The organism is Pantoea sp. X-Soil-ISGK-275 (assembly GCF_059730795.1).
Genome location: NZ_AP035976.1, coordinates 2815936 through 2842749 on the forward strand (window position 1 = coordinate 2815936; position 26814 = coordinate 2842749).

Here is a 26814-nt window from a genome sequence, read left to right on the forward strand (position 1 = left end):
GCCCGCGGGTCTTCGCCCACGGGGGAAATTCTGAGCGCGTATTGTGAAATACTCCGCGCCCTTAATCCAGTAATCATTCCGATAAGCTTTTCATCACGTGCGGCGACGTAAAACCAGCATCCCGGCAACGATTAAACTGGCGCCCGCCACCCACAGCGCCGGTTCCAGTTGATGCCACAGCATGCTGGAAATCCACGACAGCAGCGGACCGGCCAGCTGCCCAACCGCATATCCGCTGGTGAGCAAACCGGCAAGATAGCGCGCATGCTGCGGTGCCAGCTCACGACCATATTGCAGCGTCAGTTGCACCACGCACAGGAAGCCGCCGCCAATCAGTGCGGCGCCCAGCATCAGACCGTTTAAACCTGGCAGCACAATCGCGGCGATAACGCCCAATGCCTGCGCCCACAGCACCATTGCTAAACGCGCATGGCTGCTGCCCCAGCGACGCGTCAGGATGCCCAACACGATGCCGATCACCGCCGCGCCGCCAAACACCGGCCAGACAAACTGGGCAAAGGCGCTGTCAGGAAAACGCGCCGCCGCCATTTGCGACAGAAAGGTGGCGGGCAGAATGTAGCCAAATCCTGCAAGGCTGTAGCTCATTACTAAGCGCTTGAGATCGCCATTCAGCACCAGCGGCGATGCGGCTTGATTGGGACGGTGCAATTGGCCGGTACGCGGCAGAAAACGTGCAATCGCGCCAATCAACAACAGCGCCAGCAAACCATACGCCGCCCACGCAAAGGCGGCGCTGACGCCGCTGGCATGCAGCGCTACGGCCAGCATGCCGCTGATAAAGATGCCGGTGCCGGGGCCGGCAAACACCGCTGCCAGCAAGCCTGGACGACCATGATGATGCAGCTGATCGCTGGCCCATGCCGCCAGCAACACCATGGCCCAGCCGCTGGCCCAGCCAATCAGGAAACGAATCAGGCCATGTAACCACGGACCGCTAACGCAGGCCGACAGCAGCGTTAATATCACCGCGCCCCACACGCCCGCCTGTAAGCGCCACTCGACGCGTTTGCGCGCACGCATCGCATCAAAAGAGCCAAACAGATAACCGAGATAGTTGAGTGCTGCCACCAGACTGGCGCTGGTGAGCGTCAGTTGATGGTCATGAATCATCAGTGGAACCTGCGGCGTGAAAGCAAATCGCCCAATCCCCATTGCAACCACTAAACTTAAGAACGCGCTCAGCGCGACACGAAACGCCATACCGACCTCAGGATGTTTTATCACTTGTCACTAGCATGCATGACGTTTAAACTCACGGAAAGTGAATAATACTAACCAAGTTGTTTACGAGAAGAGAATATGGATTTAGTACAGCTCCGCATGTTTTGCTCCGTCGCCGAATCCGGTTCGCTGGCGCGTGCCGCCGAGCAACTCCATCGCGTACCTTCCAATCTCACCACGCGTCTGCGCCAGCTGGAAGATGAAATTGGCGTTGATCTGTTTATTCGTGAGAAGCAACGCATTCGTTTGTCGCCAATGGGCCACAATTTCCTCAACTATGCGCAGCGCATCCTGGCGCTGAGCGATGAAGCGCTGAATATGGCGCGCGCCGGTGAGCCGGGCGGTAATTTCGCACTTGGTTCGATGGAGAGCACCGCCGCGACGCGGCTGCCCGCGCTGTTGGCGGCCTATCACCAGCGTTTTCCGGCTGTGGAGCTGTCGCTGATCACCAATACCTCCGGTGAAATCATCGACAAGGTGCGTGAAGGTACGCTGGCTGCCGCGCTGGTGGATGGCCCGGTGGCGCACGACGATCTCAACGGCTGCATTGCCTTTAACGAGCAGATGGTGCTGATCACCAGCCCGGAACATGCGCCGATTGCCAGCGCGCGCGATGTACAAGGCGACACGCTGTTTGCTTTCCGCAATAGCTGTTCCTACCGCACCAAGCTGGAAGCCTGGTATCGCGAAAGCCAGACCGCGCCTAGCAGCGTGATGGAGATTCAGTCCTATCACGCGATGGTAGCATGCGTGGCCGGTGGCGCGGGCGTGGCGATGATTCCCGCCTCGGTGCTGGCGCAAATGCCGGCGCGCGCACGTGTGCAGGAACATGCGTTACCGCCCGCTTACCGCGATACCGCCACCTGGCTGATGTGGCGGCGCGATGCGTTTACCCCCAACGTGGAAGCGCTGAAGTATTTGATTATTGAACTGTTTGACGATCGCCCGGTTAACGACGAGTTGCGGCATCCGCTGCACGTTGCCGAGTGAGTTTCTGTTTTATCGACATCACGACCATCGGGGCTTTTGTCCCGCATCTATAGGAAGAGGGATTGCATGAACATGATCAAAACCCGCGCCGCCGTTGCCTGGGCAGCTGGCGAACCGCTGAAAATCGAAGAAGTGGATCTGATGCCACCACAAAAAGGTGAAGTGCTGGTGCGCATCGTGGCCACCGGCGTGTGCCACACCGATGCTTACACCTTATCTGGACAAGATCCGGAAGGCGTATTCCCGGCGATCCTCGGCCACGAAGGTGGCGGCGTGGTGGAAGCGGTTGGTGAAGGCGTGACCAGCGTGGCTGTCGGCGACCACGTGATTCCGCTTTACACCCCAGAGTGCGGCAAGTGTAAGTTCTGTCTCTCTGGCAAAACCAACCTGTGTCAGGCAATTCGCGCCACCCAGGGCAAAGGTTTGATGCCAGACGGCACCACCCGCTTCTTCAAAGACGGCAAGCCGATTTTCCACTACATGGGCACTTCAACTTTCTCTGAATACACCGTGGTTCCGGAAATCTCGCTGGCGGTGATCAGCAAAGAAGCGCCACTGGAAGAAGTGTGCCTGCTGGGCTGCGGCGTCACCACCGGCATGGGCGCGGTGATGAATACCGCTAAAGTGAAAGAAGGCGATACCGTGGCGATCTTCGGCCTCGGCGGCATTGGTTTGTCAGCGATCATTGGCGCGAAAATGGCGAAAGCCGGCCGCATCATTGGTATCGATCTCAACACCAGTAAATTCGATCTGGCGCGCAAACTGGGTGCAACCGATCTGATCAACCCGAAAGATCACGATAAGCCGATTCAGGATGTGATCGTTGAACTCACCGACGGTGGCGTCGATTTCTCCTTCGAGTGCATCGGAAACGTCAACGTGATGCGTTCGGCGCTGGAGTGCTGCCACAAAGGTTGGGGCGAATCGGTGATCATCGGCGTGGCTGGCGCAGGCCAGGAGATTTCTACCCGTCCATTCCAGCTGGTGACCGGTCGCGTATGGCGTGGTTCCGCGTTTGGTGGCGTGAAAGGCCGTTCACAGCTGCCGGGTATCGTGCAGGATTACCTCGACGGTAAATTCGCGCTGAACGATTTCATCACCCATAACCTGCCGCTGGAAGAGATTAACGACGCCTTTGATCTGATGCATGAAGGGAAATCAATTCGTACGGTGGTGCATTTTACTAAGTAATCAGGAGACGTTATGGCTTCCACTTTGGAGCTGTTAGAAGAGCATCGCATCTTTGGTGGCTGGCAGCAGCGCTGGCGTCATCAGTCGGCGGTGCTGAACTGTCCGATGACCTTCAGCATTTTTCTGCCGCCGCCGCAGAGTGACGCGCCGCCGCCGGTGGTGTGGTTTCTCGCTGGGTTGACCTGCAGCGATGAGAACTTCACCACCAAAGCCGGTGCACAGCGCGTTGCTGCGGAGCTGGGTTTGGTGCTGATTATGCCGGACACCAGCCCGCGCGGTGACGAGGTGGCGAACGACAGCGGTTACGATCTCGGCCAGGGCGCAGGTTTCTACCTCAACGCCACGCAGCAGCCGTGGGCGGCGAACTTCCGCATGTTCGATTACCTCAGCAGCGAGTTGCCGGAGCTGGTGGCGGATAACTTTAAGCTGAGCGATCGTCAGTCGGTGATGGGGCATTCGATGGGCGGACACGGTGCGCTGGTGCTGGCACTGCGTCTCGGCGGGCGTTTTGCGTCTGCTTCGGCTTTCGCGCCGATCGTCAATCCGACCGAAGTGCCGTGGGGCCAGAAGGCCTTTGCCGCTTATCTGGGTGAAGATCGTCAGACGTGGCGTGAATGGGATAGCTGCCTGTTGATGCGTGACGTGGAACAGCGCTTGCCGATTCTGATTGATCAAGGGGATAGCGACCAGTTCCTCGCCGATCAACTGCGTCCAGAGCGACTGGAAGCCGTGGCGCGTGAGCAAGGTTTCCCGCTGGAGTTACGCATTCAGCCGGGTTACGACCATAGCTATTTCTTTATCGCCAGCTTCGTGGAAGACCATCTGCGTTTCCACGCGAAGCATTTGTTGGTGTAATTGTGCTGGCTGTCCCCCTCCTCGGTCCTCCCCCATCAATGGGGGAGGAAGATGCTGCCATATATGAGTATTGAAGCTGCATGTGGCAGCGTCTCCTTCCCCCATTTATGGGGGAAGGCCGGGATGGGGGACAGCGTGCACCTACTTAGCTAAACCAACGTCTCCGCCAGCCCGTCGATCATCACTTGCGGCATGCCGCGTGAGCAGTGCTCGATACGGCCGCGCACGCCATACACCTGCGCCAGCGTCTCTGGCGTAATCACCTGCGATGGCTCGCCGTCCGCCAGTAGATTGCCATCCTTCAGCATCAGCGCGTGATCCGCATGACGCAGCGCGATGTTGATATCGTGCACCACCACCACCGTCACAATATTGCGCAGTCGGGTTTCACGACGTACCAGATCCATCACGTGGAACTGGTAGTTAAGGTCCAGCGCGCTGAGCGGTTCATCCAGCAGCAGCAGTTCCGGGCGACGAATCAGCGATTGCGCCAGGCCAACCAACTGCTTCTGTCCGCCCGACAGCTGATCGAGATAGCGCATGGCTAAATGCGCGATGCCGAGTTGCTCGAGCAGATGCATGATCTCCGCTTCGCTCGAGGCGCTGTGTAAGCCACCCGACGCGCGCTGCGCCACGATAATCGACTCCAGCACGTGCAGATGCACGCCCGCTGGCAAACTTTGCGGCAGATAAACCACGCGCTGCGCCCGACGCGCAAACGGCTGGCCCATCAGCTCTTCACCGTTCAGCCACAGCTCGCCCTGCCCTTTGCCGAGACCAGCCAGCGCGCGCAGCAGCGTTGATTTGCCGCAGCCGTTGGGGCCGAGCAACACGGTGATTTTGCCCTGCGGCAGTTCCGGCACGTTAAGATCTTCAATCACCTTGCGCTTCGGGTAACCGGCGGAGAAATGACTCAGACGTAATCCCTGTTCCATTACACCGTCCCCCGATGACGCAGAATAATGCTGAGGAAGAACGGCACGCCGACCAGCGACGTCACAATCCCCACCGGAATGATCACGCCGGGAATCAGGTTTTTCGACGCCACCGAGGCCAGCGACAGCACCAGCGCACCGACCAGCGCGCTGGCTGGCAGGTAATAGCGGTGATCTTCACCAAACATCATGCGTGCAATATGCGGCGCGACCAGACCGATAAAGCCAATCGGACCGACAAAGGCCACCGCCAGCGCGGAGAGAATACTGATGCGCAGCAGTGTCGCCAGGCGCAGACGGCGCACGTCGATACCAAAGCTGACCGCGCGATCTTCGCCGAGGCGCAGCGCGGTCAGCTTCCAGCTGCTGAGCATCGAGAACGGAATCAGGATGGCAAAGGCGGCGGTTAACACGCCGAGCTTTTCCCACGACGCGCGTGCGAGACTGCCCATGGTCCAGAACACCAAGCCCTGCAAGGTATCTTCGCTGGCGATGAACTGCATCATCGACACTAATGCGTTGAAGGTGAACACCAGCGCGATACCAAACAGCACCACGCCAGAGGTTGAGACTTTGGTCCAGCGCGTCACGCCATCCAGCATCAAGGCGGCAAACAGCGCAAACACAAAGGCGTTGGCGGAGATAAACCACTGATCCGGTACGCCCGGAATGCCGATGCCGAGAATGATCGCCAGCGCCGCACCAAAGGCCGCCGCTGACGAGACGCCGAGCGTAAACGGGCTGGCAAGGGGGTTATTCAGAATGGTTTGCATCTCTGCACCGGCAAGGCCAAGCGAGAAGCCCACCACCACCGCCATCAAGGCGTAAGGTAAACGGATATCCCAGACAATCACGCGCGTACCTGCATCGACCGCATCGGGATGGGTCAGCGTTTGCCATAAGGTATCGAGGGAGAGCCCAGCCGGGCCGAGCGTGAAATCCAGAATCACTGAGGCCAGTATCGCCAGCACCAGCACGCCAATTAACAACAGTCGCTGGCGCAATACCTGACGATAATGTGTGATGGTATCGGTTTCGAGGCCGTTTTCCGCCAGCAGCGTGGCGTCGGTGGTACGCATTGTTCTACCCGTTTCTTGTCGAAATCATAACGGCAGCCACAATAGTGCAGGTGATAATAATTATCAATTCAATCTGAGTAACAAAATCCAAAAAAAAGTGCGCATAATTGCGCACTTTCCAGGATTGTCGTATCGCCATTTATGGCGACCTTCGTACAACAATCACTCTTTAAACGTCGGGAATTCCATCTCGCTGTATTTCACGAAGCGCGAGCCGCGTGTCAGCTTGTAACCCAACCAAATCACCAGGAACAGCGGCAGACCAATATAGGTTGCGGCGACGCCATACCAATCAATGCGGTCGGCAAGGAACGCCTGATAGTTCTGCCCCAGCGTGATGATCAGACACAGAATAAAGGCGAAGATCGGTCCCAGCGGGAAGAAGCCCGAACGGTATGGCAAATCGGCAAGGCTATGACCCTGCGCGATATAACCGCGACGGAAACGGTAATGGCTGATGGCGATACCCAACCAGGCGATAAAGCCGGTCATACCCGAAGTGTTGAGCAGCCACAGGTAGACTTCCTGGTTACCAAATTTCGAGCTCAGGAAGCACAATCCCGCCACCACGGTGGTGGCAATCAGCGCGTTACGCGGCACGCCACCTTTCGACAGCTTGCCGAAAATGCGTGGCGCTTTGCCTTCACGTGCCAGGTTGAACAGCATGCGCGTTGAGGCGTACATGCCGGAGTTACCCGCCGACAGCACCGCCGTCAGAATCACCGCGTTCATCACCGCTGCTGCCGAGAGCAGTCCGGCATTCTGGAACACCAGCGTGAACGGGCTGATGGCGATATCGGTGACGTCGTTATGCAGCAGCTTCGGATCGGTGTACGGCAGGATCAGGCTGATGATCAGAATGGCGAAGATATAGAACAGCAGAATTCGCCAGAACACCTGACGCACCGCGCGCGGAATGTTCTTCGCCGGATCCTCAGATTCACCGGCTGCGATACCGATCAGTTCGGTGCCCTGGAAGGAGAAGCCGACGATCATCGCTACGCCAATCATCGCGGCAAATCCACCGGCAAACGGCGCTTCACCCACGGTCCAGTTGTGCCAGCCCGCGTTTTCTGCGCCACGCAGAATGCCGGTGATCATCAGCACGCCCACCACAATAAAGATGATGACGGTGGTCACTTTGATCAGTGAGAACCAGTATTCCGCTTCGCCGAAGCCTTTTACGGAGATGTAATTGAGCAGGAACATCAGGCCAAGGAACAGTGCGCTCCAGATCCAACCGGGCGTGTCCGGGAACCAGTAGTTCATGACGAGCTGCGAGGCGACGAGGTCAACGGCGATGGTGACCGCCCAGTTGTACCAATAGTTCCAGCCCAGCGCGAAGCCGAAGCCTTCTTCAACGTATTTCGAACCGTAGGTGGAGAAAGAGCCAGAAACCGGCATAAATGCCGCGAGTTCGCCGAGGCTGGTCATCAGGAAGTAGACCATCAGGCCAATCAGCGCATAGGAGAGCAGCGCGCCGCCAGGTCCGGCCTGAGAAATGGTGGCACCCGAGGCGACAAACAGGCCGGTACCGATGGAGCCGCCAATGGCGATCATGGTGAGATGACGCGCTTTTAATTCACGGCGCAATCCAGGTTGTTGTGTTGTTTTTGAGTCATTATGCATGTGTAAACGCTATGCTGGATAAAAATGAGGCGAGATTGTAGCAGCTAGCCCCAAGCTGTATAGCATTCACGTCGGGTTATTAGTTACCTTCATGATCGGCCAGGAATTATTAGCCGCAGCGTGTTGAGCGCTGCGATTATTCGCGGCAATACGACAGGAAACGGCTCAACGCTTTGGAGACATGCTTCTGCCGATGATGGATGCGATACAGCGTACGCGTCAGACGCGGCAGCGGGATCACTACTTCCACCAGCGTGCCGGCTTCCAGCAGATCTTCAATCACCCGCCGCGACAAACAGCTGATGCCCATGCCGTGACGCACCGCATGTTTAATCGCCTCTGAGTTGCCCAACTCCATGCCGAGCTGAAACTGTGGCAGATGCGACAGCAGCAGATAATCAACGATCTCACGCGTACCTGAGCCGCGCTCGCGCAGAATCCACGGCGCGGCGGCGAGTGTTTCCAGCGTAATCGGCTGTTGCAGGATGGCAGCATCCGGCGCGGCAAAGACCACCAGCTCATCTTCCAGCCACGGCTCGCTGATAATATCCAGCTCGTGACATGGACCTTCTATCAAGCCGATATCGACGCGAAAATCCGCCACCGCATTAATCGCATCCTGGCTGTTGCCGACGCTGAGCTCGAGCGGCAGCGCGGGAAAATCACGGCGATAGGCAGCGATCATGCCGGGCAGCAGGTAGTTACCGATGGTGCTGCTGGCGAACAGGCGAATCGCGCCGTTATCTTCTTTAAACAGCTGTTCGATTTCACCCGCCTGCTCCATCAAACCCACGGCGCGCGGATAGAGCAAACGGCCATGCTCATTCACCACCAGCCGCTTCCCGACGCGGTCAAACAGCTGCACGCCAAGCTGGTTTTCCAAATCCGCTAACGCGGCGCTCACCGCCGACTGCGACAGCGCCAGCACTTGCGAAGCCTGCGTCGTCGAGCCGCTTTTCAGCACTTCGGTAAACACTTCAATCTGACGCAACGTGATGTGCATGTGTTCCTCGCATATTACTTATTCTGGTTAATTATAAAGATATTATCAATTTTACTTTTATACCAGTGCGGCGCACGCTTGAGGCAGAGATTGAATGTTAGAAGGTCGCCATAAATGGCGCCCCTACAGGAGAAAAAGTATGGCTGAGCTAAGCGTGAATAAAACCCCGTTTCATCTACATCACTGGCTGCCGGGTTTGCTGCTGACTGTCGCGATTGCCGGAATCGCGGCGTGGCTTGGCAATCAGTCGTGGCTGGCCGGTGCCGGATTCGGTGCGCTGACGTTAGCGATTATTTTGGGCATCGTGCTCGGTAACACCCTTTATCCGCAGATTGCTGGGGCCTGTGACAGCGGCGTGCTGCTGGCGAAACAGCGCTTGCTGCGCCTCGGCATCATCTTGTATGGCTTTCGTATTACCTTGCAGCAGATTGCTGATGTCGGTCTGAGCGGCGTATTGATTGATGTGATGGTTCTCAGCTCCACTTTCCTGCTGACCTGTTTTATCGGCATTCGTTTGCTGAAGATGGATCGCGAAACCGTGTGGCTAATTGGTGCGGGCAGCAGCATTTGCGGCGCGGCGGCGGTGCTGGCGAGTGAACCTATCGTTAAAGCTGCACCGTCAAAAGTCGCGGTAGCGGTTGCCACCGTGGTGCTGTTTGGCACCGTTGGCATCGTGCTGTATCCGCTGTTGTGGTCGCTACTGCCGACTGTCAGTGCAGAACATTTCGGCATCTTCACCGGATCGACGCTGCATGAAGTGGCACAGGTTGTCGCTGCTGGACATGCGATGGGCGCAGAAACTGAAAATAGTGCGGTGATTGCCAAAATGCTGCGCGTGATGATGTTAGCGCCCTTCTTGCTGATTCTGGGCAGTTGGCTGAAGCGTCAGCGTCGTCACAGCGCGCAGCAACAAGCGATCAGTTTCCCGTGGTTCGCGCTGCTGTTTATTGTTGTTGCGCTGTTTAACTCGCTTCATCTATTACCTGCCAATGTGATTAGTACGTTGAATCAGCTGGCGAATCTGCTGCTGGCGATGGCGATGGCGGCGCTGGGTTTAACCACACGTTTCAGTGCCTTAAAGCAGGCCGGTTTGAAACCGCTGCTGCTAGGATTGGTGGTGTTTGGCTGGTTAATTCTCGGTGGCGGCGCACTCAATGTGCTGGTGCAACATTTCATGGCGTAATCGCATCCGCTATAGTGGGCGTTTTGCAGTAGCAATCGCCCAATCAGGAGAGCGGCATGAAATATATCGGCGCACACGTCAGTGCATCAGGCGGCGTGGACCAGGCAGTTATCCGTGCCCACGAACTCGAAGCCACCGCGTTTGCTTTGTTCACCAAAAATCAGCGCCAATGGAAAGCAGCACCGCTGTCTGGGGAAGTGATCGATGCGTTTAAAACCGCCTGCGATCGTTACAACTTCACCTCTGCGCAGATCCTGCCGCACGATAGCTATCTGATTAACCTTGGCCATCCGGTGATGGAAGCCCTGGAGAAATCGCGCGAAGCTTTCCTCGATGAGATGCAACGTGCCGAGCAGCTGGGCTTGACCTTGCTGAACTTCCATCCCGGCAGCCATCTTAAGCAAATTGATGAAGAAGCGTGCCTCAAGCGTATCGCCGAATCGATCAACATCGCGCTGGATAAAACCAGCAGCGTGGTGGCGGTGATCGAAAACACCGCCGGTCAGGGCAGCAACCTCGGTTTTCGCTTCGAGCATCTCGCCACCATTATTGAGCATGTGGAAGATAAGTCGCGCGTTGGCGTGTGCATTGATACCTGCCACGCCTTTGCGGGTGGTTACGATCTGCGTACCGAAGAAGCCTGCGCTGAGACGTTTAGCGATTTTGAGCGCATCGTCGGTTTCCAGTATCTGCGCGGGATGCACCTGAATGATGCCAAGAGCACGCTGGGCAGTCGCGTCGACCGCCATCACAGTTTGGGTGAAGGCAATATCGGCAAAACCGCATTTAGCTGGCTGATGAAGGATAAGCGTTTTGACGGCATTCCAATGATTCTGGAAACCATCAATCCGGATATCTGGAAGGATGAAATTGCGTGGCTGAAGTCAGAGCAGCAGGGTTAATTATCTGATAAAAAACAAAAAGGGAGCCGAAGCTCCCTTTTTCATGTCTGGCGAAGATTACGCTGCTTTTACCAGCTCTTCTTCCGGACGTTTCAGGATGGCGTAGCCAAGGCCTGCCACCGCAGTACCAATCACAATCGCCATCAGATAACCCAACACTGGGGTAATCGCGCCTGGAATCAGCAGAACGAACAGGCCACCGTGCGGTGCCATCAGTTTCGCGCCAATCGCCATGGAAATCGCACCGGTTACCGCGCCGCCAATGATACAGCACGGTAGTACACGCATTGGGTCACGCGCTGCAAACGGAATGGCACCTTCAGAGATGAAGCACAGACCGAGCACCAGCGCCGCTTTACCGCCTTCCTGCTGACCTTTGTTGAACTTACGACGCGCAACAATCGTCGCCAGACCCATCGCCAGCGGTGGCACCATACCGGCTGCCATAATGGCCGCCATCGGTGCGTAGGTTTGTGAACTGAGCAGACCAACACCAAATGCATAAGCCACTTTGTTCACCGGACCGCCCATGTCGGTACACATCATGCCACCGAGAATCGCGCCCAGCAGCACAGCGTTCGCCGTACCCATGTTTGCCAGCCAGGTTGTCAGGCCAGTCATGATGCCAGCAACCGGCTTACCAACCACGTAAATCATCAGCAAACCGGTTATCAAACTCGCTACCAGCGGAATGATCAGAATCGGTTTCAGCGCTTCCATACTCTGCGGCAGTTTTACTTTGCTGCTGAGCATCTTCGCGGCGTAACCGGCAATGAAACCGGCGATGATGCCGCCAAGGAAACCGGCGTTAATGCTGGTGGCGATCATGCCGCCAATCAAACCTGGCGTCAGACCCGGACGATCCGCAATCGAGAAGGCAATAAAACCGGCCAAAACGGGCACCATCAGCGCAAAGGCGCTGCCGCCACCAATCTGCATCAGTGCAGCCGCTAACGTGCCCGGCTCTTTAAATGCGGTGATACCAAAGGCGAATGACAACGCGATGCTCAAACCACCCGCGACCACCATTGGCAGCATGTAGGACACGCCGGTCAGCAGGTGACGATAGGCACCGGCTTTCTCTTTGCTGTCGCCCTGTGCGCTGGCCGCCTGATTGCCGCTCGGCTGATAGGTTTTCGCTTTAGCCTGCGCTTTATCCAGCTCCTGCGCGGTTTTCTTCAGCGCCAGACTGGTTGAGGTGCGGTACATCGGCTTACCGGCAAATTTCGCCAGATCCACATCGATATCCGCCGCGACGATGACCAGATCGGCTGCCGCCACTTCTTCTGGCGTAATCGCGTTGCCAGCGCCCACAGAACCACGGGTTTCGACTTTCACCCACCAGCCACGCTTAGTCGCTTCGGCCTGAATAGCTTCGGCAGCCATAAAGGTGTGCGCAACGCCAGTAGGGCAAGCGGTCACCGCCACAATACGTTTCTGACCACCGCTCTGCGCCGCCACTGGCGCGGCAGCGGTTGCAGCAACAGGCTGCCAGGTTTTGGCACTTGCTTTGGCTTGATTGATTGCCGCCAGCGGATCGCGCAGCGCTTGCTGCACATCCACCAGCGCCAGCGATTTACCCGCCAGCTCTGCGTCGTGCGGCGCATTATGACCAGCAACCAGCACCAGTTCCGCTTCGGCGGCATTATCGGTCAGCTTCAGTCCGGCTTGTGCCGCCGTCGCGCGTAAACGTTCCAGCGCCAGATGTCCTGAAGCCAGTCCCAGTGAAGAATCTTTTATCAGCAGCGTTTTCATTATCGCTCTCCTGCTGTTAGTTAACGGGTTGTAAGTCGACGCGCGCCATCATCGCGGCCAACTGGGTACGATCTTTAACGCCAACGTTGCTTTGGCTGACGGCCATCGCCGCCACTGCCGTCGCCAGACGCAGCGTGTGCTCGCTGGATTCACGCATCAGCAAGCCGTAAATCAGGCCGCCGACCATCGAATCGCCGGCACCCACGGTGCTGACCACTTCGCAAGCGGGCGGTTTGGCGATCCATTCGCCGGAGGCATTCACCCACAGCGCGCCTTCCGCACCGAGAGAAATCACCACGTGCGCAATACCTTGCTCACGCAGTTCATGTGCAGCACCGATCACGTCCTGCAGCGCAGGCAATTTGCGACCAGCCCAAATCTCCAGCTCGCGGCGATTCGGTTTCACCAGCCACGGCGCGGCTTTCAGACCGGCAACCAGCGCTTCGCGGCTGCTGTCGAAGATGATGCAAGGGCACAGCGTGCGCAGATCGCTCATCCATTTAGTGAACGCTTCTGGCGCCACGCCGGCTGGCAAGCTGCCGCTGACGCACACCATGTCGAACTGGCCCAGCCAGGTGAGTGAATCAGCGGTGAAGCGCTCCCAATCCTGCGCGGTGACCTCAAAGCCAGAGAAATTCAGGTCGGTCACATCGCCATCTTTTTCGGTCAGCTTGACGTTGATACGCGTACGGCCCTGCACCACCTGAAAACGGTTAGCAATGCCGAGCTCGCTGAACAGCTGCTGAAAGCCGTCCTGATTCTCTTTACCGAGGAAACCGCCGACGGTGACATCGATACCAAGATCTTTCAGCACCTTGGCAACGTTGATGCCCTTACCCGCCGCGTGCAGGCCGGTGGTTTTCACCAGGTTGACTTCACCGTGCTCAATTTCTGGCGTGTAACCGACCAGATCGTAAGCCGGGTTTAAGGTAATTGTTGCGACACGACGACTCATGCTGCCCCCTCGCCTAAACCGGCGTTAATGGCTTCTTCAATCGCGTTTAGCGCCTGCTGCGCATCATCACCGCTGGCGGTAAAGCGCAGGCGATGGCCTTTTTTCACGCCCAGCGCGACGACTTTCATCAGGCTGCGGCCGTTAGCCGGTTTACCGCTGCCATCGAGATTGGTCACGGTGATATCGCTGTTGAACTGTTTGATCACGGTAACCAGCGCCGTACCCGGACGCGCATGCAGACCGTGTTCATTGCGGATGGTGAACTCAGCGGTCAGCAGCTCGGCAGCTTCATCGACTTCGCTGGTCAGCAGCGCCAGAATCCCGGCTGCATCGGCCTTCAGCAGACGTTCAGCTTTGTTGGTCAACAGTAGGTTGCTGAGGTAGCCCAGCACTTCCAGCGGACGCTGATCGTTAGCCGCCACGGTCAGCAACAGCGCGACGTTTTCGCCCTGATGCTGGAATGGCCTAGCAGCGCGGCTGACTGCCACTGCGCTGCCGAGATTGCCGTTGGCGCTGTCGCTCAGCCAGATGCCCTGACCCAGACTTAGCGGTGCGCGGGAAATCACATCAGCAATAAAGGACGCGTCCACCGCGCCAGCAGTCTGCAGACGACCGGCGTTCAGAGCCTGTAAGGTGATTAAATCGCTGGCCGCCACATCAACGGCAATCAGCGAGGTATCGAATTTGAATTCTGCCGCCTGGTTTTCGCCCATCAGCAGCGCACGTAGATCTTCCGCCGAGGCGGTTTTCAGCTGTTCAGCAATGCTGTCGTCGCTTAAGACGTGGGTGAGCTGACGCAGCAACGCGAGGTGTTCATCAGACTTGGCGGCAATACCGATTGCCACATACGCTGTTTGCCCCTCGCCCCAATCCACGCCATGCGGGAACTGATAAACCTGTACACCGGTTTTCAGTACCAGGTCGCGGGTGTCGGTAGTGCCGTGCGGAATGGCAATCCCGTTACCCAGGAAAGTGGTGGTTTGCTGTTCGCGCGCCAGCATGCCGTTAACGTAGCCTTCGGCCACATTGCCCGCAGCGGTCAACGCAGCGGCAACCTGACGAATGGCCTCTTCTTTATTCTGTGCGCTAGCACCGGTATGAATGGCCTGAACTTCGAGCTGGAACATATCTCTCCTCGCTTGCTGTGTTGAATCGTTTCAGCTAGGTGTTGAAAAAAAATGCTCTGCATCGCGGACTTAGCCGGAATGACAACGCTGAAACGTTTCAGGGAATATGGTACAGCCACGTACAGCAGGCAAGAAAATGCGCGATCTGAGTAGCAGATTTTTGACGTTCCGCACACTTCATGTTGGATTTAAGATTTTTACGGACAGTCAGGCTGATGCTTTTGCTGTACAGACCAGCGGCATTAAGCCAAATTCTTCAGCTCTGCGTCAGCAACCGGTTCAAGGTGCAGTATCGGCTTCCAGTTTTAACAAAAACGTCATCGCGCTATCACGGCTGCTGCCGCACATTTCCGCGCTTGGTTGTAAGCCGGCGCAGACCGCAGGACGCAGCGGTGAACCAAAGATTTTGCAGCGCTGCTGCTCATCGAGCTGCACGCAACGCGTGTTGGCCGGCTTGCCGTGCGGCATGCCAGGAATCGGGGATGAAATTGAGGGGGCTGTGCAACAGGCACCGCACTGGTCACGACAAAACATCATGCGCTCCTGTAAACAATTCGCCGCGACAATAACAGTCTGAGGCCGCGAATGCCATGCACCGGAAACAATTTTACATTGCCTCGCTTGCCAGTTTTTCGCCGCACGAGTAACGTGACGCGCATTAACCTCCTGTCAGCGAGAAAACCACCATGCCAAAGGCAAATGAGATCAAAAAAGGGATGGCTGTCACCTGGAACGGCAAACTGTTGCTGGTGAAAGACATTGATGTACAGAGCCCAAGTGCTCGCGGTGCCGCGACGCTCTACAAAATGCGTTTTACCGATGTTCGCACTGGCCTGAAAGTGGAAGAGCGCTTTAAAGGCGACGATATTATTGACGCCATTTCACTTAGCCGCCGCGCCGTCACCTTCTCTTATATAGATGGTGATGAGTATGTGTTTATGGATGATGAAGACTACACGCCGTACAACTTCAAGAAAGATCAAATCGAAGAAGAGCTGCTGTTTATTCCTGAAGGCGGCATTCCCGGCATTCAGGTGCTGACGATGGACGGCCAGGTATTGGCACTTGAACTGCCTCAAACCGTCGATATGGAAATTGTTGATACCTCACCGGGCATCAAAGGTGCCTCCGCCAGCGCGCGATCCAAACCCGCTGTCATGAGCACCGGTTTATCCATTCAGGTGCCAGAATATCTGAGCAATGGCGAACGCATCCGTATTCATATTGCAGAACGTCGTTACATGGGACGCGCTGACGCATAACGTGCTTCCGTCCGGCCGCCGGTGATTGTTATAGTATAACAAGGCCGTGCGCGCCGGATGCCCCTCATCCGCGCGCGATTTATTCTCTTTTTTTGGGAGCCCTTTTGTGACGCGCGTAAACCTCATCACCGGATTTCTCGGTAGCGGAAAAACCACCACGCTGCTGCATCTATTAGCCAACAAACCCGCCGACGAAAACTGGGCGATTCTGGTCAACGAATTTGGCGAAATTGGCATCGATGGCGCACTGCTCGCCGATCGTGGTGCCACGCTGAAAGAGATTCCCGGCGGCTGTATGTGCTGCGTTAACGGCTTGCCACTGCAGGTTGGGCTGAACATGCTGCTGAAGCAGGCGAAACCCGATCGTCTGATTATCGAACCTACCGGCCTTGGCCATCCCAAACAGTTGCTGAACATGCTGCGTGCTGCGGTCTATCAACCCTGGATTCAGGTGGATGCCACCTTAACGCTGCTCGATCCACGCCAACTCGCCGACGCGCGCGTGGTGGAGAATGAGAACTTCCGCGATCAGCTGGTGGCGGCCGATATTATTGTGGCGAACAAAAGCGATCGCTGGAGCGACGAGGATCGTCTGCGTTTACAGGATTGGCAGCAGCAATTTTTAGGTGAACGCCAGCTGGTGGAAGCGGCCTGGGGGGCGATCGATCCCGCGCTGCTGACCCAACCCGCCTTGACGGATCGTGCGGTTCCCGATGCAGCTCATCACTACCATGCTTCACGTCCTCAGGGCTTAGCCGCACTGAAACTGGATGGTCAGGCGCGCTGGCGTCGGGCGCTCAATGAAGGCCAGGGTTATGCTTCCTGCGGCTGGATTTTTGATGAGGAAACCGTGTTTGATACTATTGCCGCACTAGAGTGGGCGCGGCTTGCGCCGGTGGATCGCGTAAAAGGCGTACTGCGCACGGCGGACGGTTTAGTCAACATCAATCGCCAGGGCGAAGACCTGTTTATCGAAACGCGCCCTACTACGCCGCCGGATAGCCGCATCGAATTAATCCATCATCAGCCCGTAGACTGGAACCTTTTGCAGAGCGCCTTGTTGAAGATTCGTTTAAATTAGGTGCGTTAGCTTGCCCCGTTATTTTCACTTTGGATTTATTTTTTTATGCGCGCGTCACGATTAATCACCATCCTGCTGCTGAATGCGCTAGGGATAATGCTGTTTATTTCATGGTACCTGCCGCCCGATCACGGATTCTGGTTTGGTATCGATAAAGCCATCTTTTATGGCTTCAATGACCAGATGGTTGACCATCACGGCTTCGCGCTGTTAGTGGCCATCACTAACTTTCGCGGCTTCGATCTGGTTTCACTGCTGGCGATGGGTGCGCTGTATCTGTGCTTCTGGCGTCGCGAAACACCGCAAGGCCGCCGCCGCATGCTCGCGATTGGCATCACCATGTTGCTAAGCGCCGTGATCCTGAACCAGCTCGGCCATCTGTTGCCGGTGCAACACTCCAGCCCAACGCTGTTCTTTGACAATGTACATCGCGTCAGCGAACTGACCGGCATCCCAGCCAAAGATGCCTCGAAAGATAGCTTCCCAGGCGACCACGGCATGATGCTGATGATCTTCACCTGCTTTATGTGGCGCTATTTCGGCTTCCGCGCGTTTCTGGTGGGCCTGGCGATTAGCGTGGTGTTTGCGCTGCCACGCGTGATGGCGGGTGCGCACTGGTTTACTGATATCGCTGTTGGTTCGTTGTCGGTGGTGCTGGTTGGTATGAGCTGGTGCCTGTTAACGCCATTCAGCGACAAGCTCGTCAATTGGCTGGACCGTTCGTTGCCGGGCAAATATAAGCCGCGCCGGTAATTGTTAAGCGCGAGTGATCATAGAAGAAAAAGTCGATCGCTCGCGCTTATTTAAAACCTGAATAAACTATTAGCAAACTAACATTATTCAGGTAAAAGAAAAGATTATGATGAAAAACGCGGAACAATAGCTTTATCTGAGTCTGTCCATCCCGAACCCTCTTAAAATCGGCCTTAGCGCCAGAATTACCCCCTTATTCCACCGCTGTTTGGTTATTAAATCGCTGCCAATTGTTGATAAACTAGCCATTGTGTTACAGATTGATTTCACATCGAAAAAACCTTTGAATATTTATATAAAAGCACTCGCCACGCGGTCTGTAATCGGTTAACCTCAAATCCGATTAGTAAGCAACAGCATAAAATGCGGTGCTTAAAGCTACAAAAATGTGTGCATTAACACATTTTAGTAATTAAGGATTTGTCTTAGACGGCCGTCCTTATTAATCTCAACCCGTTTTGTCATCTGGCTGACGACATTCTGTCGTAAGGAAACCGAAGGAATTCACGTACAATGGTCAAGTCTCAACCAATACTGAGATACCTCAGGCGGATCATTCCCGCAGTTGCTCTGGCAACACTTTTATCAGCATGTAGCAGCACCCATAACGGTCAGAACGCGAATAACGAGAATCATGAAGTTAACAACCAGAATGGTTTTTTACTTCAAGCGTCTCAGGACGAATTTGAACAGATGGTGCAGAACGTGGACGTTAAGTCCCGCATCATGGAACAGTACAGTGACTGGAAAGGTGTCCGTTATCGCTTAGGCGGCGACACTAAACGCGGCATTGATTGTTCTGCTTTTGTTCAGCGCACCTTTCGCGAGCAGTTTGGTTTAGATTTGCCACGCTCAACGTCAGAACAGCAAGACACCGGCAAAGAGATTTCACGCAATAAATTGCGCGCAGGTGACTTAGTGCTGTTCCGCGCCGGTTCTACCGGGCGCCACGTCGGCATCTATCTCGGCAACGATAACTTTGTTCACGCATCCACCAGCAGTGGCGTGATGATTTCCAATCTGAACGACAGTTATTGGAAAAACCGTTATCGTGAAGCGCGTCGGGTTCTCGCTAAAAACCCGAGCTAACGTATTCTTTTGAAGATCCTCTCAGCCAGAGAATCAGAAAACGCTGCCCCGGCAGCGTTTTTTTTCGCCCACGGTTTTTAACTCAAATCTAATCGATAAAAGTAATTGAGAATCAAAAATATAACGAGACATTCTTCGCGCTCTCGTTATATTCTCGTTGACTTCCTGATACCCAAATATCGCCCTTCAGACGCCGTGATTACAGCGATGTCGGCAGGACTCTGGGTAATGACCAAAGTGATAAACATAATAAAAAATGGCAAGACAAGGGGAATACACTCCATGCCACTTTCGGGGACATTAAAACACCACGCCAGCTACTCAAGACGCATCGCCTGGAGTAGCGTAATCATCGGCACATTGTTTTTTCTGCTGTTTGTCACCGTCCTGTTAACGCTGACCTGGCAAAAACGCGTACAACAACACCAACAACTACTGGCGCACAGCCGTGACGATTTACAACAAGTCATTACAACCCTAGTGGATACGCTTTATCCACTGCAGCAATACACACAATTAACCTGCAGCAGCGTCGGCCGTGAGCTGACTTCTCGCGCTGCGTTTGCGGGAAATATCCGCGCCATCCTGCTGGTCCGCGACAGTAATGCTTACTGCTCTTCTGCAACAGGCAGTTTTTTGTTAGCTGCCAACGCGATATCGCCTGAATCTGAACTGGAACGCGATCGCGATATGCGCTTACTGGAAGGCACGCCATTGCTGCCAACTAAACCGGCGCTGGCGCTTTGGCTGAAAAATCCAGGTTCGGCAGAGACCGGCATTCTGGCCACCATGAACATCAGCCTGACGCCTTATCAGTTGCTGGCTTCCTATCATCCCGAAATCACCGGCATGGCGTTGGTGATCGGCAATAAAGCGCTACTCAGCGGCAGCAACAAAGTGGTGCACGCCAGTGATTTGCCTGCATCGCTGCATGAAATAGCTTTTAACAATAGCGACCTGCACTTTGTGCTGTTTGGCAGCACCTTAGCACCACGCGATTACTCACTGACGCTGCTGACCGGCATCCTGTTCTCTCTGCTGGTATCTGCTTTGAGCTGGCTATTGCTGACGCGACATCAGCGTCCGGGCAAAGAGATCATGCAGGGAATCAAACGTGGCCAGTTTCACGTTGAATACCAACCGCTGGTCACCGCGCATGATGGACAACCTTATGGCGTGGAAGCGCTGCTGCGCTGGACGCATCCCACTGAAGGCATGATTCCGCCGGATGCCTTTATTAGCTACGCCGAAGCGCAAAACCTGATTATTCCGCTCACCCAGCATCTGTTTACCTTGGTGGCTCGCGATGCACAGTTTCTCTGTAAACAACTGCCGCGCGGCACACGTCTGAGCCTCAATCTCTCGCCGCTGCATCTCGCCTCTGAGAGTTTCCGTCATGATGTGCAGGTATGGATTAACGCCATGCCGGCGGACCATTTCAACTATGTGTTTGAGATTACCGAACGCACCATGGTGGGAGAGAAAAACGCCGGTGAGATCTTCGCCTGGCTGCACGAAAACCATTTTAAAATTGCGATTGATGATTTTGGTACCGGACACAGTGCGCTGATCTATCTGGAAAAATATCCCTTCGATTACCTGAAAATCGATCGTGGATTTGTGCAAAGCATTGGTACGGAAACCGTCACCTCGCCGGTTCTTGATGCGGTGCTGCTGTTGGCGAAAAAACTCAACCTGAAAACCGTGGCAGAAGGCGTAGAAACCGGCGACCAGGCGGCATGGCTGGTGAATCGCGGCGTGACACATTTACAGGGCTATCTGTTTAGCCGGCCGCTACGACCTGAAAAACTCGCCAGTTACTTCCAACGCCAGCGCATACTGAGTTAGCATCACGCGAACCCCATGAAACTGCTACCATAAAGTGCGGAACACCACAGGAGATCGCCTCACTTATGCTGCTGCGTCTTGTCACAGCGTTATTGTTTTGTAGCGCCATTGCGCCGCTGCATGCCGCAACCATTAACGAAAGCTATGCCTTTGCTAAACTGGGCGAGCCGAAATATGCGGTCAATTTCACGCACTACGATTACGCCAATCCCGCCGCACCCAAAGGCGGCAAAATCACACTGGCGGTGGTCGGCACCTACGACAACTTCAATCGCTTCGCCTCGCGCGGCAATCCCGGCATTGGCACTGATACGCTGTATGACGGCCTGTTTACTACCTCCGATGATGAACCTGGCAGCTACTATCCGCTGATCGCTGAATCGGCGCGCTATCCCGACGACTATCGCTGGATGGAAGTGTCGATCAATCCGCATGCACAGTTTCAGGACGGAACACCGATTACCGCGCAGGATGTGGCTTTTACTTTTCAGAAATTCATGACGGAAGGTGTGCCGCAGTTCCGCGTGGCGTTTCGTGACGTGCAAGTCAAAGCGCTTAACCGCCTCACCGTGCGCATCGACATGCCGAAGCCGGACAAGGATCGGGTTCTCAGCTGGTTGACGCTGCCGGTTATTCCGGAAAAGTTCTGGCAAAACAAAAAGTTTAATGAGCCGATTGGTTATCCGCCGCTGGCCAGCGGGCCTTATCGCGTCACCTCGTATAAATCGGGTCAGTTTATCCAGTACAGCCGGGTGAAAGATTACTGGGCGGCCAATCTGCCGGTCAATCGCGGACGCTTTAACTTCGACACCCTGCGTTATGACTATTATCTCGATGACAACGTGGCGTTCGAGGCCTTTAAAGCCGGTGCTTACGATTTACGTGAAGAGAGTTCAGCCAAAAAATGGGCCACGCAATATCGCGGGCGCAACTTTGATAGTCACGCCATCGTCAAATCAACCATTCCCAACACGGTTTCCACCGACACGCGTTGGCTGGCCTTTAACAACGAAAAGCCGCTGTTCGCCGATCGTCGCGTACGCGAAGCCATTACGCTGGCGTTCGATTTTGAGTGGATGAATAAAGCGTTGTTCTACGGCGCTTATAAACGCACGCGCAGCTATTTCCAGAACACCGAATATGCAGCGCTTGGCTATCCCAAAGCCGAGCAGTTGATTCTGCTGGCGCCGTACAAGGCGCAGCTGCCAGCGGAAGTGTTCAACAATGAGTATGCCCCGCCCCGTTCCGACGGCAGCGGTTTCGATCGCGGCAACCTGTTGCAAGCCATGAAGCTGCTGAAAGAAGCGGGCTGGGAGATTAAAAACCAGCAGCTGGTGAACGTGAAAACCGGCCAGCCGTTCCGTTTCGAATTACTGATGCGCAGCGGCACGCAAAACGACTGGGCGCTGCCGTTCCAGCACAGCCTGCAACGGCTTGGCATCCAGGTCACATTGCGCCAGATTGACAGTTCGCAATATTTACGGCGTTTACGCGAAGGTGACTACGACATGATTCCGTCACTCTATTACGCGATGCCATGGCCCTCCACCAGCTTGCGCACTATCTGGCAGTCTGAGTTCATTAACTCTTCATGGAACACGCCACGCGTGAAAGATCCCATCGTCGACCATTTTGTCCAGCAGATCGTGGTGCATCAGGGCGATGAGAAGGCGCTGTTGCCGCTTGGTCAGGCGCTGGATCGCATCCTGCTGTGGAATGCCTACATGATTCCGATGTGGTACAGCGCGGAAGATCGCATGGCGTATTGGGACAAGTTTTCCCATCCCGAGATTAAACCCGCGTTTGCTACCGGTCTGGAAAACTGGTGGTACGATGTGAACAAAGCCGGGCGATTGCCGGCCGATCGACGCTGAGGAGCACGGTTTGGCAGCCTATTTTCTACGCAGGTTACTGCTGATCATCCCCACGCTGTGGGCGATCATCACCCTGAACTTCTTTATTGTGCAGATCGCGCCCGGCGGCCCGGTGGATCAGGCGTTAGCCAACGTGCAGTTTGGTCACAGCACTGGCATTCCCGGTTCAGGCAGTGGCGACAGCGGCGCGCGCGGATCGCTGGTGCGCGACAATCCCGGCGACAGCCAGTATCGCGGCGCACGCGGCCTTGATCCGGAAGTGATCGCGGAAATTAAGCATCGTTACGGCTTCGATAAACCGCTGCTGCAGCGTTATGGCGAAATGCTGTGGAACTACATCCGTTTTGACTTTGGCGACAGCCTGTTCCGCAGCGCATCGGTGCTGCAGCTGATCAAAGAGAGTTTGCCGGTCTCCATCAGTTTGGGATTGTGGAGCACCTTGATCATTTATCTGGTGTCGATTCCGTTAGGCATCAAAAAAGCGGTGCGCAACGGCAGCGCCTTCGATATCTGGAGCAGCACCTTTATCATCATTGGCTATTCGATTCCGGCATTTCTGTTCGGCATCATGCTGATTGTGCTGTTCGCCGGCGGCAGCTACTTCGACTGGTTCCCGCTGCGCGGCCTGACGTCACCACAGTTTGATGCGCTGCCGTGGTACAGCAAAATCACCGATTACCTGTGGCACATCACGCTGCCAGTGCTGGCGACGGTGATTGGCGGTTTCGCCACGCTGACCATGCTGACCAAAAACGCCTTCCTCGATGAGATCCGCAAACAATACGTGGTCACCGCGCGCGCCAAAGGGCTGAATGAGAAGCGCGTGCTGTACGGCCACGTGTTCCGCAATGCCATGCTGCTGGTGATCGCCGGTTTTCCTGCCACTTTTATCAGCATGTTTTTCACCAGCTCGGTGTTAATTGAGGTGATGTTCTCGCTCAATGGTTTGGGCCTGCTCGGCTACGACGCCACCATCCAGCGCGATTATCCGGTAATGTTTGGCACGCTTTACATCTTCACCCTGATTGGCCTGCTGATGAACATTCTCAGCGATCTGACCTACACGCTGGTCGATCCGCGCATTGATTTTGAGGGACGCTGATGCGCTTATCTCCTGTTAACCAACAGCGCTGGCAGCGTTTTCGCCATAATCGTCGCGGTTATTGGTCGCTGTGGATTTTCCTGATCATTTTTGTCCTGTCGTTGGGCGCTGAGTTGCTGGCCAACGACAAACCGCTGCTGGTGCATTATCAGCAGCGCTGGTACATGCCGCTGCTGTTCAACTACAGCGAAAGTGATTACGGCGGTGATTTCTCTACGCCCGCTGATTATCAGGATCCGTGGTTGAAGCAGCGCATCGATCAGCAAGGTTGGGCGATTTGGGCACCGATTCGCTTTAGCGACAGCACCATTAACTTTGCCACCGATGTGCCCTTCCCTTCTGCACCTTCGGCGCAAAACTGGCTCGGCACCGACGCCAACGGCGGCGATGTGCTGGCACGCTTGCTGTATGGCACGCGCATCTCATTACTGTTCGGCATCATGCTGACGCTGTTCTCCAGCGTGATTGGCATCGTGGTCGGCGCGGTTCAAGGCTACTTTGGTGGCCGAATTGATTTGGTCGGCCAGCGGCTGATTGAAGTGTGGTCCGGCATGCCATCGCTGTTCCTGCTGATTCTGCTCTCCAGCGTGATTCAGCCCGGCTTCTGGTGGCTGCTGCTGGTTACCGTGGTGTTTGGCTGGATGAGTCTGGTGAGCGTGGTGCGCGCCGAATTCCTGCGTGCCCGTAACTATGATTACATTCGTGCGGCACGCGCGCTTGGCGTCAGCGACAGCCGTATTATGCTGCGCCACATGCTGCCAAACGCCATGGTCGCCACATTGACGTTTCTGCCGTTTATCCTGTGCGGCTCAATCACCACGTTAACCTCGCTGGATTTCCTGGGTTTTGGTTTGCCGGTCGGATCGCCATCGCTTGGCGAGCTGCTGCTGCAGGGCAAAAACAATTTACAGGCACCGTGGCTGGGGCTGGCGGGCTTCTTTGCCCTCGCCCTGCTGCTGTCGTTACTGATCTTTATCGGCGAAGCGGTACGCGATGCCTTTGACCCGAGCCGAGGACGCTAAATGGGCCTGTTAACGGTGAATCATCTGGCGGTGGCCTTTCAGGATCGCCGCGTGGTGGAAGACATTTCGCTGCAAATAGATGCCGGCGAAACGCTGGCGCTGGTAGGCGAATCCGGTTCCGGTAAAAGCGTTACCGCGCTGTCGATCATGCGCTTATTGCCGCAGCCGCCGGTCAACTATCCGCAAGGCGAAATCCTGTTTAACGGCCAGGATATTTTGCAGGCCAGCGAACGCGCCATGCGCGGGCTGCGTGGCAACCAAATGGCGATGATTTTTCAGGAGCCGATGGTGTCGCTCAATCCGCTGCATAACGTGGAAAAGCAGCTGTATGAGGTGCTGTCGGTGCATCGCGGGATGCGGCGCGAAGCCGCGCGGGGCGAAATGCTCAGCTGCCTGGATCGCGTCGGCATTCGTAACGCGGCATCGCGTTTGCAGGATTTTCCACACCAGCTTTCCGGCGGTGAGCGACAGCGCGTGATGATCGCCATGGCGCTGCTGACGCAGCCGAAGCTGCTGATCGCCGATGAACCGACCACCGCGCTGGATGTCACGGTGCAGGCACAGATTCTGCAATTGCTGCGCGAACTGCAGCGAGAACTTAACATGGGCATGCTGTTCATCACCCATAACCTGAATATTGTGCGTCAGCTGGCGCACAGCGTCACGGTGATGCGTAATGGCCGCGGTGTGGAACACAATCGCTGCGATATGCTGTTTAGCCAGCCGCAGCAGCCTTATACGCGCGAGCTGATCGCCGCCGAGCCGGATGGTCAACCGGTGCCGCTGCAGGATGCTAAACCGCTGTTGCAGGTGAAGAATCTGCAAGTTGGTTTCCCGATCCGGCGTGGATTGCTGCGTCGCACCGTGGCAGAGACGCTGGCGCTCAAGGATCTTAGCTTTACGCTACGGCGTGGCGAAAGCCTGGGATTGGTCGGCGAATCGGGTTCGGGTAAAAGTACTACGGGCCTGGCGCTGCTGCGCTTAATCACCGCGCGCGGTGAGATCTGGTTTGACGATCAGCCGCTGCATCAGCTGTCGCCAAAGCAGTTATTGCCGCTGCGCCAGCGCATTCAGGTGGTGTTTCAGGATCCCAATTCCTCGCTCAATCCGCGCATGACGGTGCAACAGGTGATTGCAGAAGGCTTAGCAGTGCATCGTCCGCAACTCAGTGCTGCCGAGCAGGAAGCCCGGGTGATTGCGGTGATGCAGGAAGTGGGGCTCGATGCCGACAGCCGTTTACGCTATCCGGCGGAGTTTTCCGGCGGTCAGCGTCAGCGTATCGCCATCGCCCGTGCGTTGATCCTGGAGCCGCAGCTGATTGTACTGGATGAACCCACCTCGTCACTGGACCGCTCGGTGCAGAAGCAAATTCTGACCTTACTGCGTCGTTTGCAGCAGCAGCATCAGCTCGCCTATCTGTTTATCAGTCATGATTTGCAGGTGGTACGCGCGCTCTGCCATCAGCTGGTTGTGCTGCGTCAGGGCGAAGTGGTGGAACAAGGTGATTGCGAAGCGTTGTTTAACGCACCAGCAGCCGATTACACGCGGCAGCTACTGGCGTCAGCGCAGGGAAAAGATCTGAGTCAGTGACCATCGAAGGTTTCGGCGATAGCGACACCCTGATTTTTCAGGCAGCAGTTGGTGGCGCTTTCGTCATCGCGTTGAATCAGCAGACAAGGTTGCCCTTCACACTGGGCGATTTTGCACTCGACCTGAATCTGCGCCAACGTTTCTTTCAGCTGGTGCAGAATTTCCAGCGCCGGATGGCCATCGTGGCTCAGCAGGCGCAGGACCACTAAATCTTCGGCATGCACGCCATTCGCCGCTTCCTGACGCTCAATTTCTCCTGCATGTTCAAGCGACCAGCGATAATGTTGTGGCAAGCGATGCACAACGGAAAGTTGCAGCATAGATATACGGCCCCCAGAGACGTTAAC

24 protein-coding genes are annotated in these 26814 nt (G+C 55.8%); 14 read left to right on the top strand and 10 right to left on the bottom strand.

Going from position 1 to position 26814, the window contains the following annotated elements; genetic code table 11:
• Positions 1 to 93: 93 nt before the first annotated feature.
• On the bottom strand, positions 94 to 1221 hold the full coding sequence (locus AC6I8A_RS13140; protein ID WP_497818641.1) for a YbfB/YjiJ family MFS transporter: 1128 nt from the start codon (positions 1219 to 1221) through the stop codon (positions 94 to 96).
• 99 nt (positions 1222 to 1320) lie between these two features.
• On the opposite strand from AC6I8A_RS13140, the gene ptrR reads away from it, so the two are divergent.
• The 3 genes from ptrR (at position 1321) to fghA (ending at position 4278) form a co-directional block, all read left to right on the top strand.
• A complete protein-coding gene (gene ptrR / locus AC6I8A_RS13145) occupies positions 1321 to 2232 on the top strand; it encodes a putrescine utilization regulator PtrR (RefSeq protein WP_101763711.1) in 912 nt (303 codons plus the stop codon).
• A gap of 66 nt (positions 2233 to 2298) precedes the next feature.
• Complete coding sequence (locus tag AC6I8A_RS13150; protein WP_064739274.1) at positions 2299 to 3423, top strand: S-(hydroxymethyl)glutathione dehydrogenase/class III alcohol dehydrogenase; 1125 nt, start codon at positions 2299 to 2301, stop codon at positions 3421 to 3423.
• A 12-nt stretch (positions 3424 to 3435) separates the two neighbouring features.
• Positions 3436 to 4278 carry an S-formylglutathione hydrolase gene (gene fghA / locus AC6I8A_RS13155; protein ID WP_008104985.1) on the top strand — a complete coding sequence of 281 codons (843 nt, stop codon included), beginning with the start codon at positions 3436 to 3438 and terminating at the stop codon, positions 4276 to 4278.
• A 149-nt stretch (positions 4279 to 4427) separates the two neighbouring features.
• Here fghA and AC6I8A_RS13160 read toward each other — a convergent pair whose 3' ends face one another.
• The 4 genes from AC6I8A_RS13160 to yieE form a co-directional block, all read right to left on the bottom strand.
• Positions 4428 to 5213, bottom strand: a complete 786-nt coding sequence (locus AC6I8A_RS13160) for an ABC transporter ATP-binding protein (protein WP_008104987.1) — start codon at positions 5211 to 5213, stop codon at positions 4428 to 4430.
• Complete coding sequence (locus AC6I8A_RS13165; RefSeq protein ID WP_154181553.1) at positions 5213 to 6292, bottom strand: FecCD family ABC transporter permease; 1080 nt, start codon at positions 6290 to 6292, stop codon at positions 5213 to 5215. The genes AC6I8A_RS13160 and AC6I8A_RS13165 overlap by 1 nt, the downstream gene beginning before the upstream one ends.
• 162 nt (positions 6293 to 6454) lie before the next feature.
• A complete protein-coding gene (locus tag AC6I8A_RS13170) occupies positions 6455 to 7921 on the bottom strand; it encodes an amino acid permease (RefSeq protein ID WP_256696910.1) in 1467 nt (488 codons plus the stop codon).
• Positions 7922 to 8057: 136 nt separating this feature from the next.
• Positions 8058 to 8924, bottom strand: a complete 867-nt coding sequence (yieE, locus tag AC6I8A_RS13175; protein ID WP_256696911.1) for a DNA-binding transcriptional regulator YeiE — start codon at positions 8922 to 8924, stop codon at positions 8058 to 8060.
• 139 nt (positions 8925 to 9063) lie between these two features.
• Between yieE and AC6I8A_RS13180 the strand changes: the two genes are divergently transcribed.
• Both AC6I8A_RS13180 and nfo read left to right on the top strand, forming a co-directional pair.
• Entirely contained in the window at positions 9064 to 10107 is a 1044-nt protein-coding gene (locus tag AC6I8A_RS13180; RefSeq protein ID WP_497818642.1) for a YeiH family putative sulfate export transporter, read from the top strand.
• A 56-nt stretch (positions 10108 to 10163) separates the two neighbouring features.
• Positions 10164 to 11009: a deoxyribonuclease IV gene (gene nfo / locus AC6I8A_RS13185; RefSeq protein WP_008104999.1), complete on the top strand. Its 846-nt coding sequence runs from the start codon at positions 10164 to 10166 to the stop codon at positions 11007 to 11009.
• Between the two features lie 57 nt (positions 11010 to 11066).
• On the opposite strand, the gene fruA is transcribed toward nfo, so the two are convergent.
• The 4 genes from fruA to AC6I8A_RS13205 all read right to left on the bottom strand — a co-directional run bounded on the left by fruA (position 11067) and on the right by AC6I8A_RS13205 (position 15380).
• Positions 11067 to 12764: a PTS fructose transporter subunit IIBC gene (gene fruA / locus AC6I8A_RS13190; protein ID WP_497818643.1), complete on the bottom strand. Its 1698-nt coding sequence runs from the start codon at positions 12762 to 12764 to the stop codon at positions 11067 to 11069.
• A 16-nt stretch (positions 12765 to 12780) separates the two neighbouring features.
• Entirely contained in the window at positions 12781 to 13719 is a 939-nt protein-coding gene (gene fruK, locus AC6I8A_RS13195; protein WP_256696914.1) for a 1-phosphofructokinase, read from the bottom strand.
• Positions 13716 to 14846: a fused PTS fructose transporter subunit IIA/HPr protein gene (gene fruB, locus AC6I8A_RS13200; protein ID WP_256696915.1), complete on the bottom strand. Its 1131-nt coding sequence runs from the start codon at positions 14844 to 14846 to the stop codon at positions 13716 to 13718. Before fruB ends, fruK begins: the two co-directional genes overlap by 4 nt.
• A 279-nt stretch (positions 14847 to 15125) precedes the next feature.
• Positions 15126 to 15380, bottom strand: coding sequence for a YkgJ family cysteine cluster protein (locus AC6I8A_RS13205; RefSeq protein ID WP_008105007.1), 255 nt, complete (start codon positions 15378 to 15380; stop codon positions 15126 to 15128).
• 152 nt (positions 15381 to 15532) lie between these two features.
• Here AC6I8A_RS13205 and yeiP point away from each other — a divergent pair, with 152 nt between their 5' ends.
• The 9 genes from yeiP to yejF all read left to right on the top strand — a co-directional run bounded on the left by yeiP (position 15533) and on the right by yejF (position 26467).
• Entirely contained in the window at positions 15533 to 16108 is a 576-nt protein-coding gene (gene yeiP, locus AC6I8A_RS13210; protein WP_256696917.1) for an elongation factor P-like protein YeiP, read from the top strand.
• Between the two features lie 106 nt (positions 16109 to 16214).
• The gene (locus AC6I8A_RS13215; RefSeq protein ID WP_293792918.1) at positions 16215 to 17189 is read left to right on the top strand and encodes a CobW family GTP-binding protein; all 975 of its coding nucleotides are present in this window, start codon (positions 16215 to 16217) and stop codon (positions 17187 to 17189) included.
• Between the two features lie 45 nt (positions 17190 to 17234).
• Entirely contained in the window at positions 17235 to 17942 is a 708-nt protein-coding gene (locus AC6I8A_RS13220; RefSeq protein ID WP_154181557.1) for a phosphatase PAP2 family protein, read from the top strand.
• A 513-nt stretch (positions 17943 to 18455) separates the two neighbouring features.
• Positions 18456 to 19031 carry a bifunctional murein DD-endopeptidase/murein LD-carboxypeptidase gene (gene mepS / locus AC6I8A_RS13225; RefSeq protein ID WP_008105015.1) on the top strand — a complete coding sequence of 192 codons (576 nt, stop codon included), beginning with the start codon at positions 18456 to 18458 and terminating at the stop codon, positions 19029 to 19031.
• A gap of 282 nt (positions 19032 to 19313) precedes the next feature.
• Entirely contained in the window at positions 19314 to 20879 is a 1566-nt protein-coding gene (pdeN, locus tag AC6I8A_RS13230; protein WP_265302235.1) for a cyclic di-3',5'-guanosine monophosphate phosphodiesterase PdeN, read from the top strand.
• A gap of 65 nt (positions 20880 to 20944) precedes the next feature.
• A complete protein-coding gene (locus AC6I8A_RS13235) occupies positions 20945 to 22753 on the top strand; it encodes an extracellular solute-binding protein (RefSeq protein ID WP_497818644.1) in 1809 nt (602 codons plus the stop codon).
• Positions 22754 to 22763: 10 nt separating this feature from the next.
• Positions 22764 to 23855: a microcin C ABC transporter permease YejB gene (locus tag AC6I8A_RS13240; RefSeq protein WP_256696921.1), complete on the top strand. Its 1092-nt coding sequence runs from the start codon at positions 22764 to 22766 to the stop codon at positions 23853 to 23855.
• Positions 23855 to 24877 (top strand): ABC transporter permease, encoded by a 1023-nt coding sequence (locus AC6I8A_RS13245; RefSeq protein ID WP_265302230.1) that lies wholly within the window; start codon positions 23855 to 23857, stop codon positions 24875 to 24877. The genes AC6I8A_RS13240 and AC6I8A_RS13245 overlap by 1 nt, the downstream gene beginning before the upstream one ends.
• Positions 24878 to 26467: a microcin C ABC transporter ATP-binding protein YejF gene (yejF, locus tag AC6I8A_RS13250; protein WP_479485995.1), complete on the top strand. Its 1590-nt coding sequence runs from the start codon at positions 24878 to 24880 to the stop codon at positions 26465 to 26467. It begins immediately after the preceding gene.
• Here the strand turns inward: yejF and AC6I8A_RS13255 are convergent.
• Positions 26461 to 26787 carry a YejG family protein gene (locus tag AC6I8A_RS13255; protein WP_008105027.1) on the bottom strand — a complete coding sequence of 109 codons (327 nt, stop codon included), beginning with the start codon at positions 26785 to 26787 and terminating at the stop codon, positions 26461 to 26463. The two genes, yejF and AC6I8A_RS13255, sit on opposite strands and share 7 nt — an antisense overlap.
• Positions 26788 to 26814 lie beyond the last annotated feature (27 nt).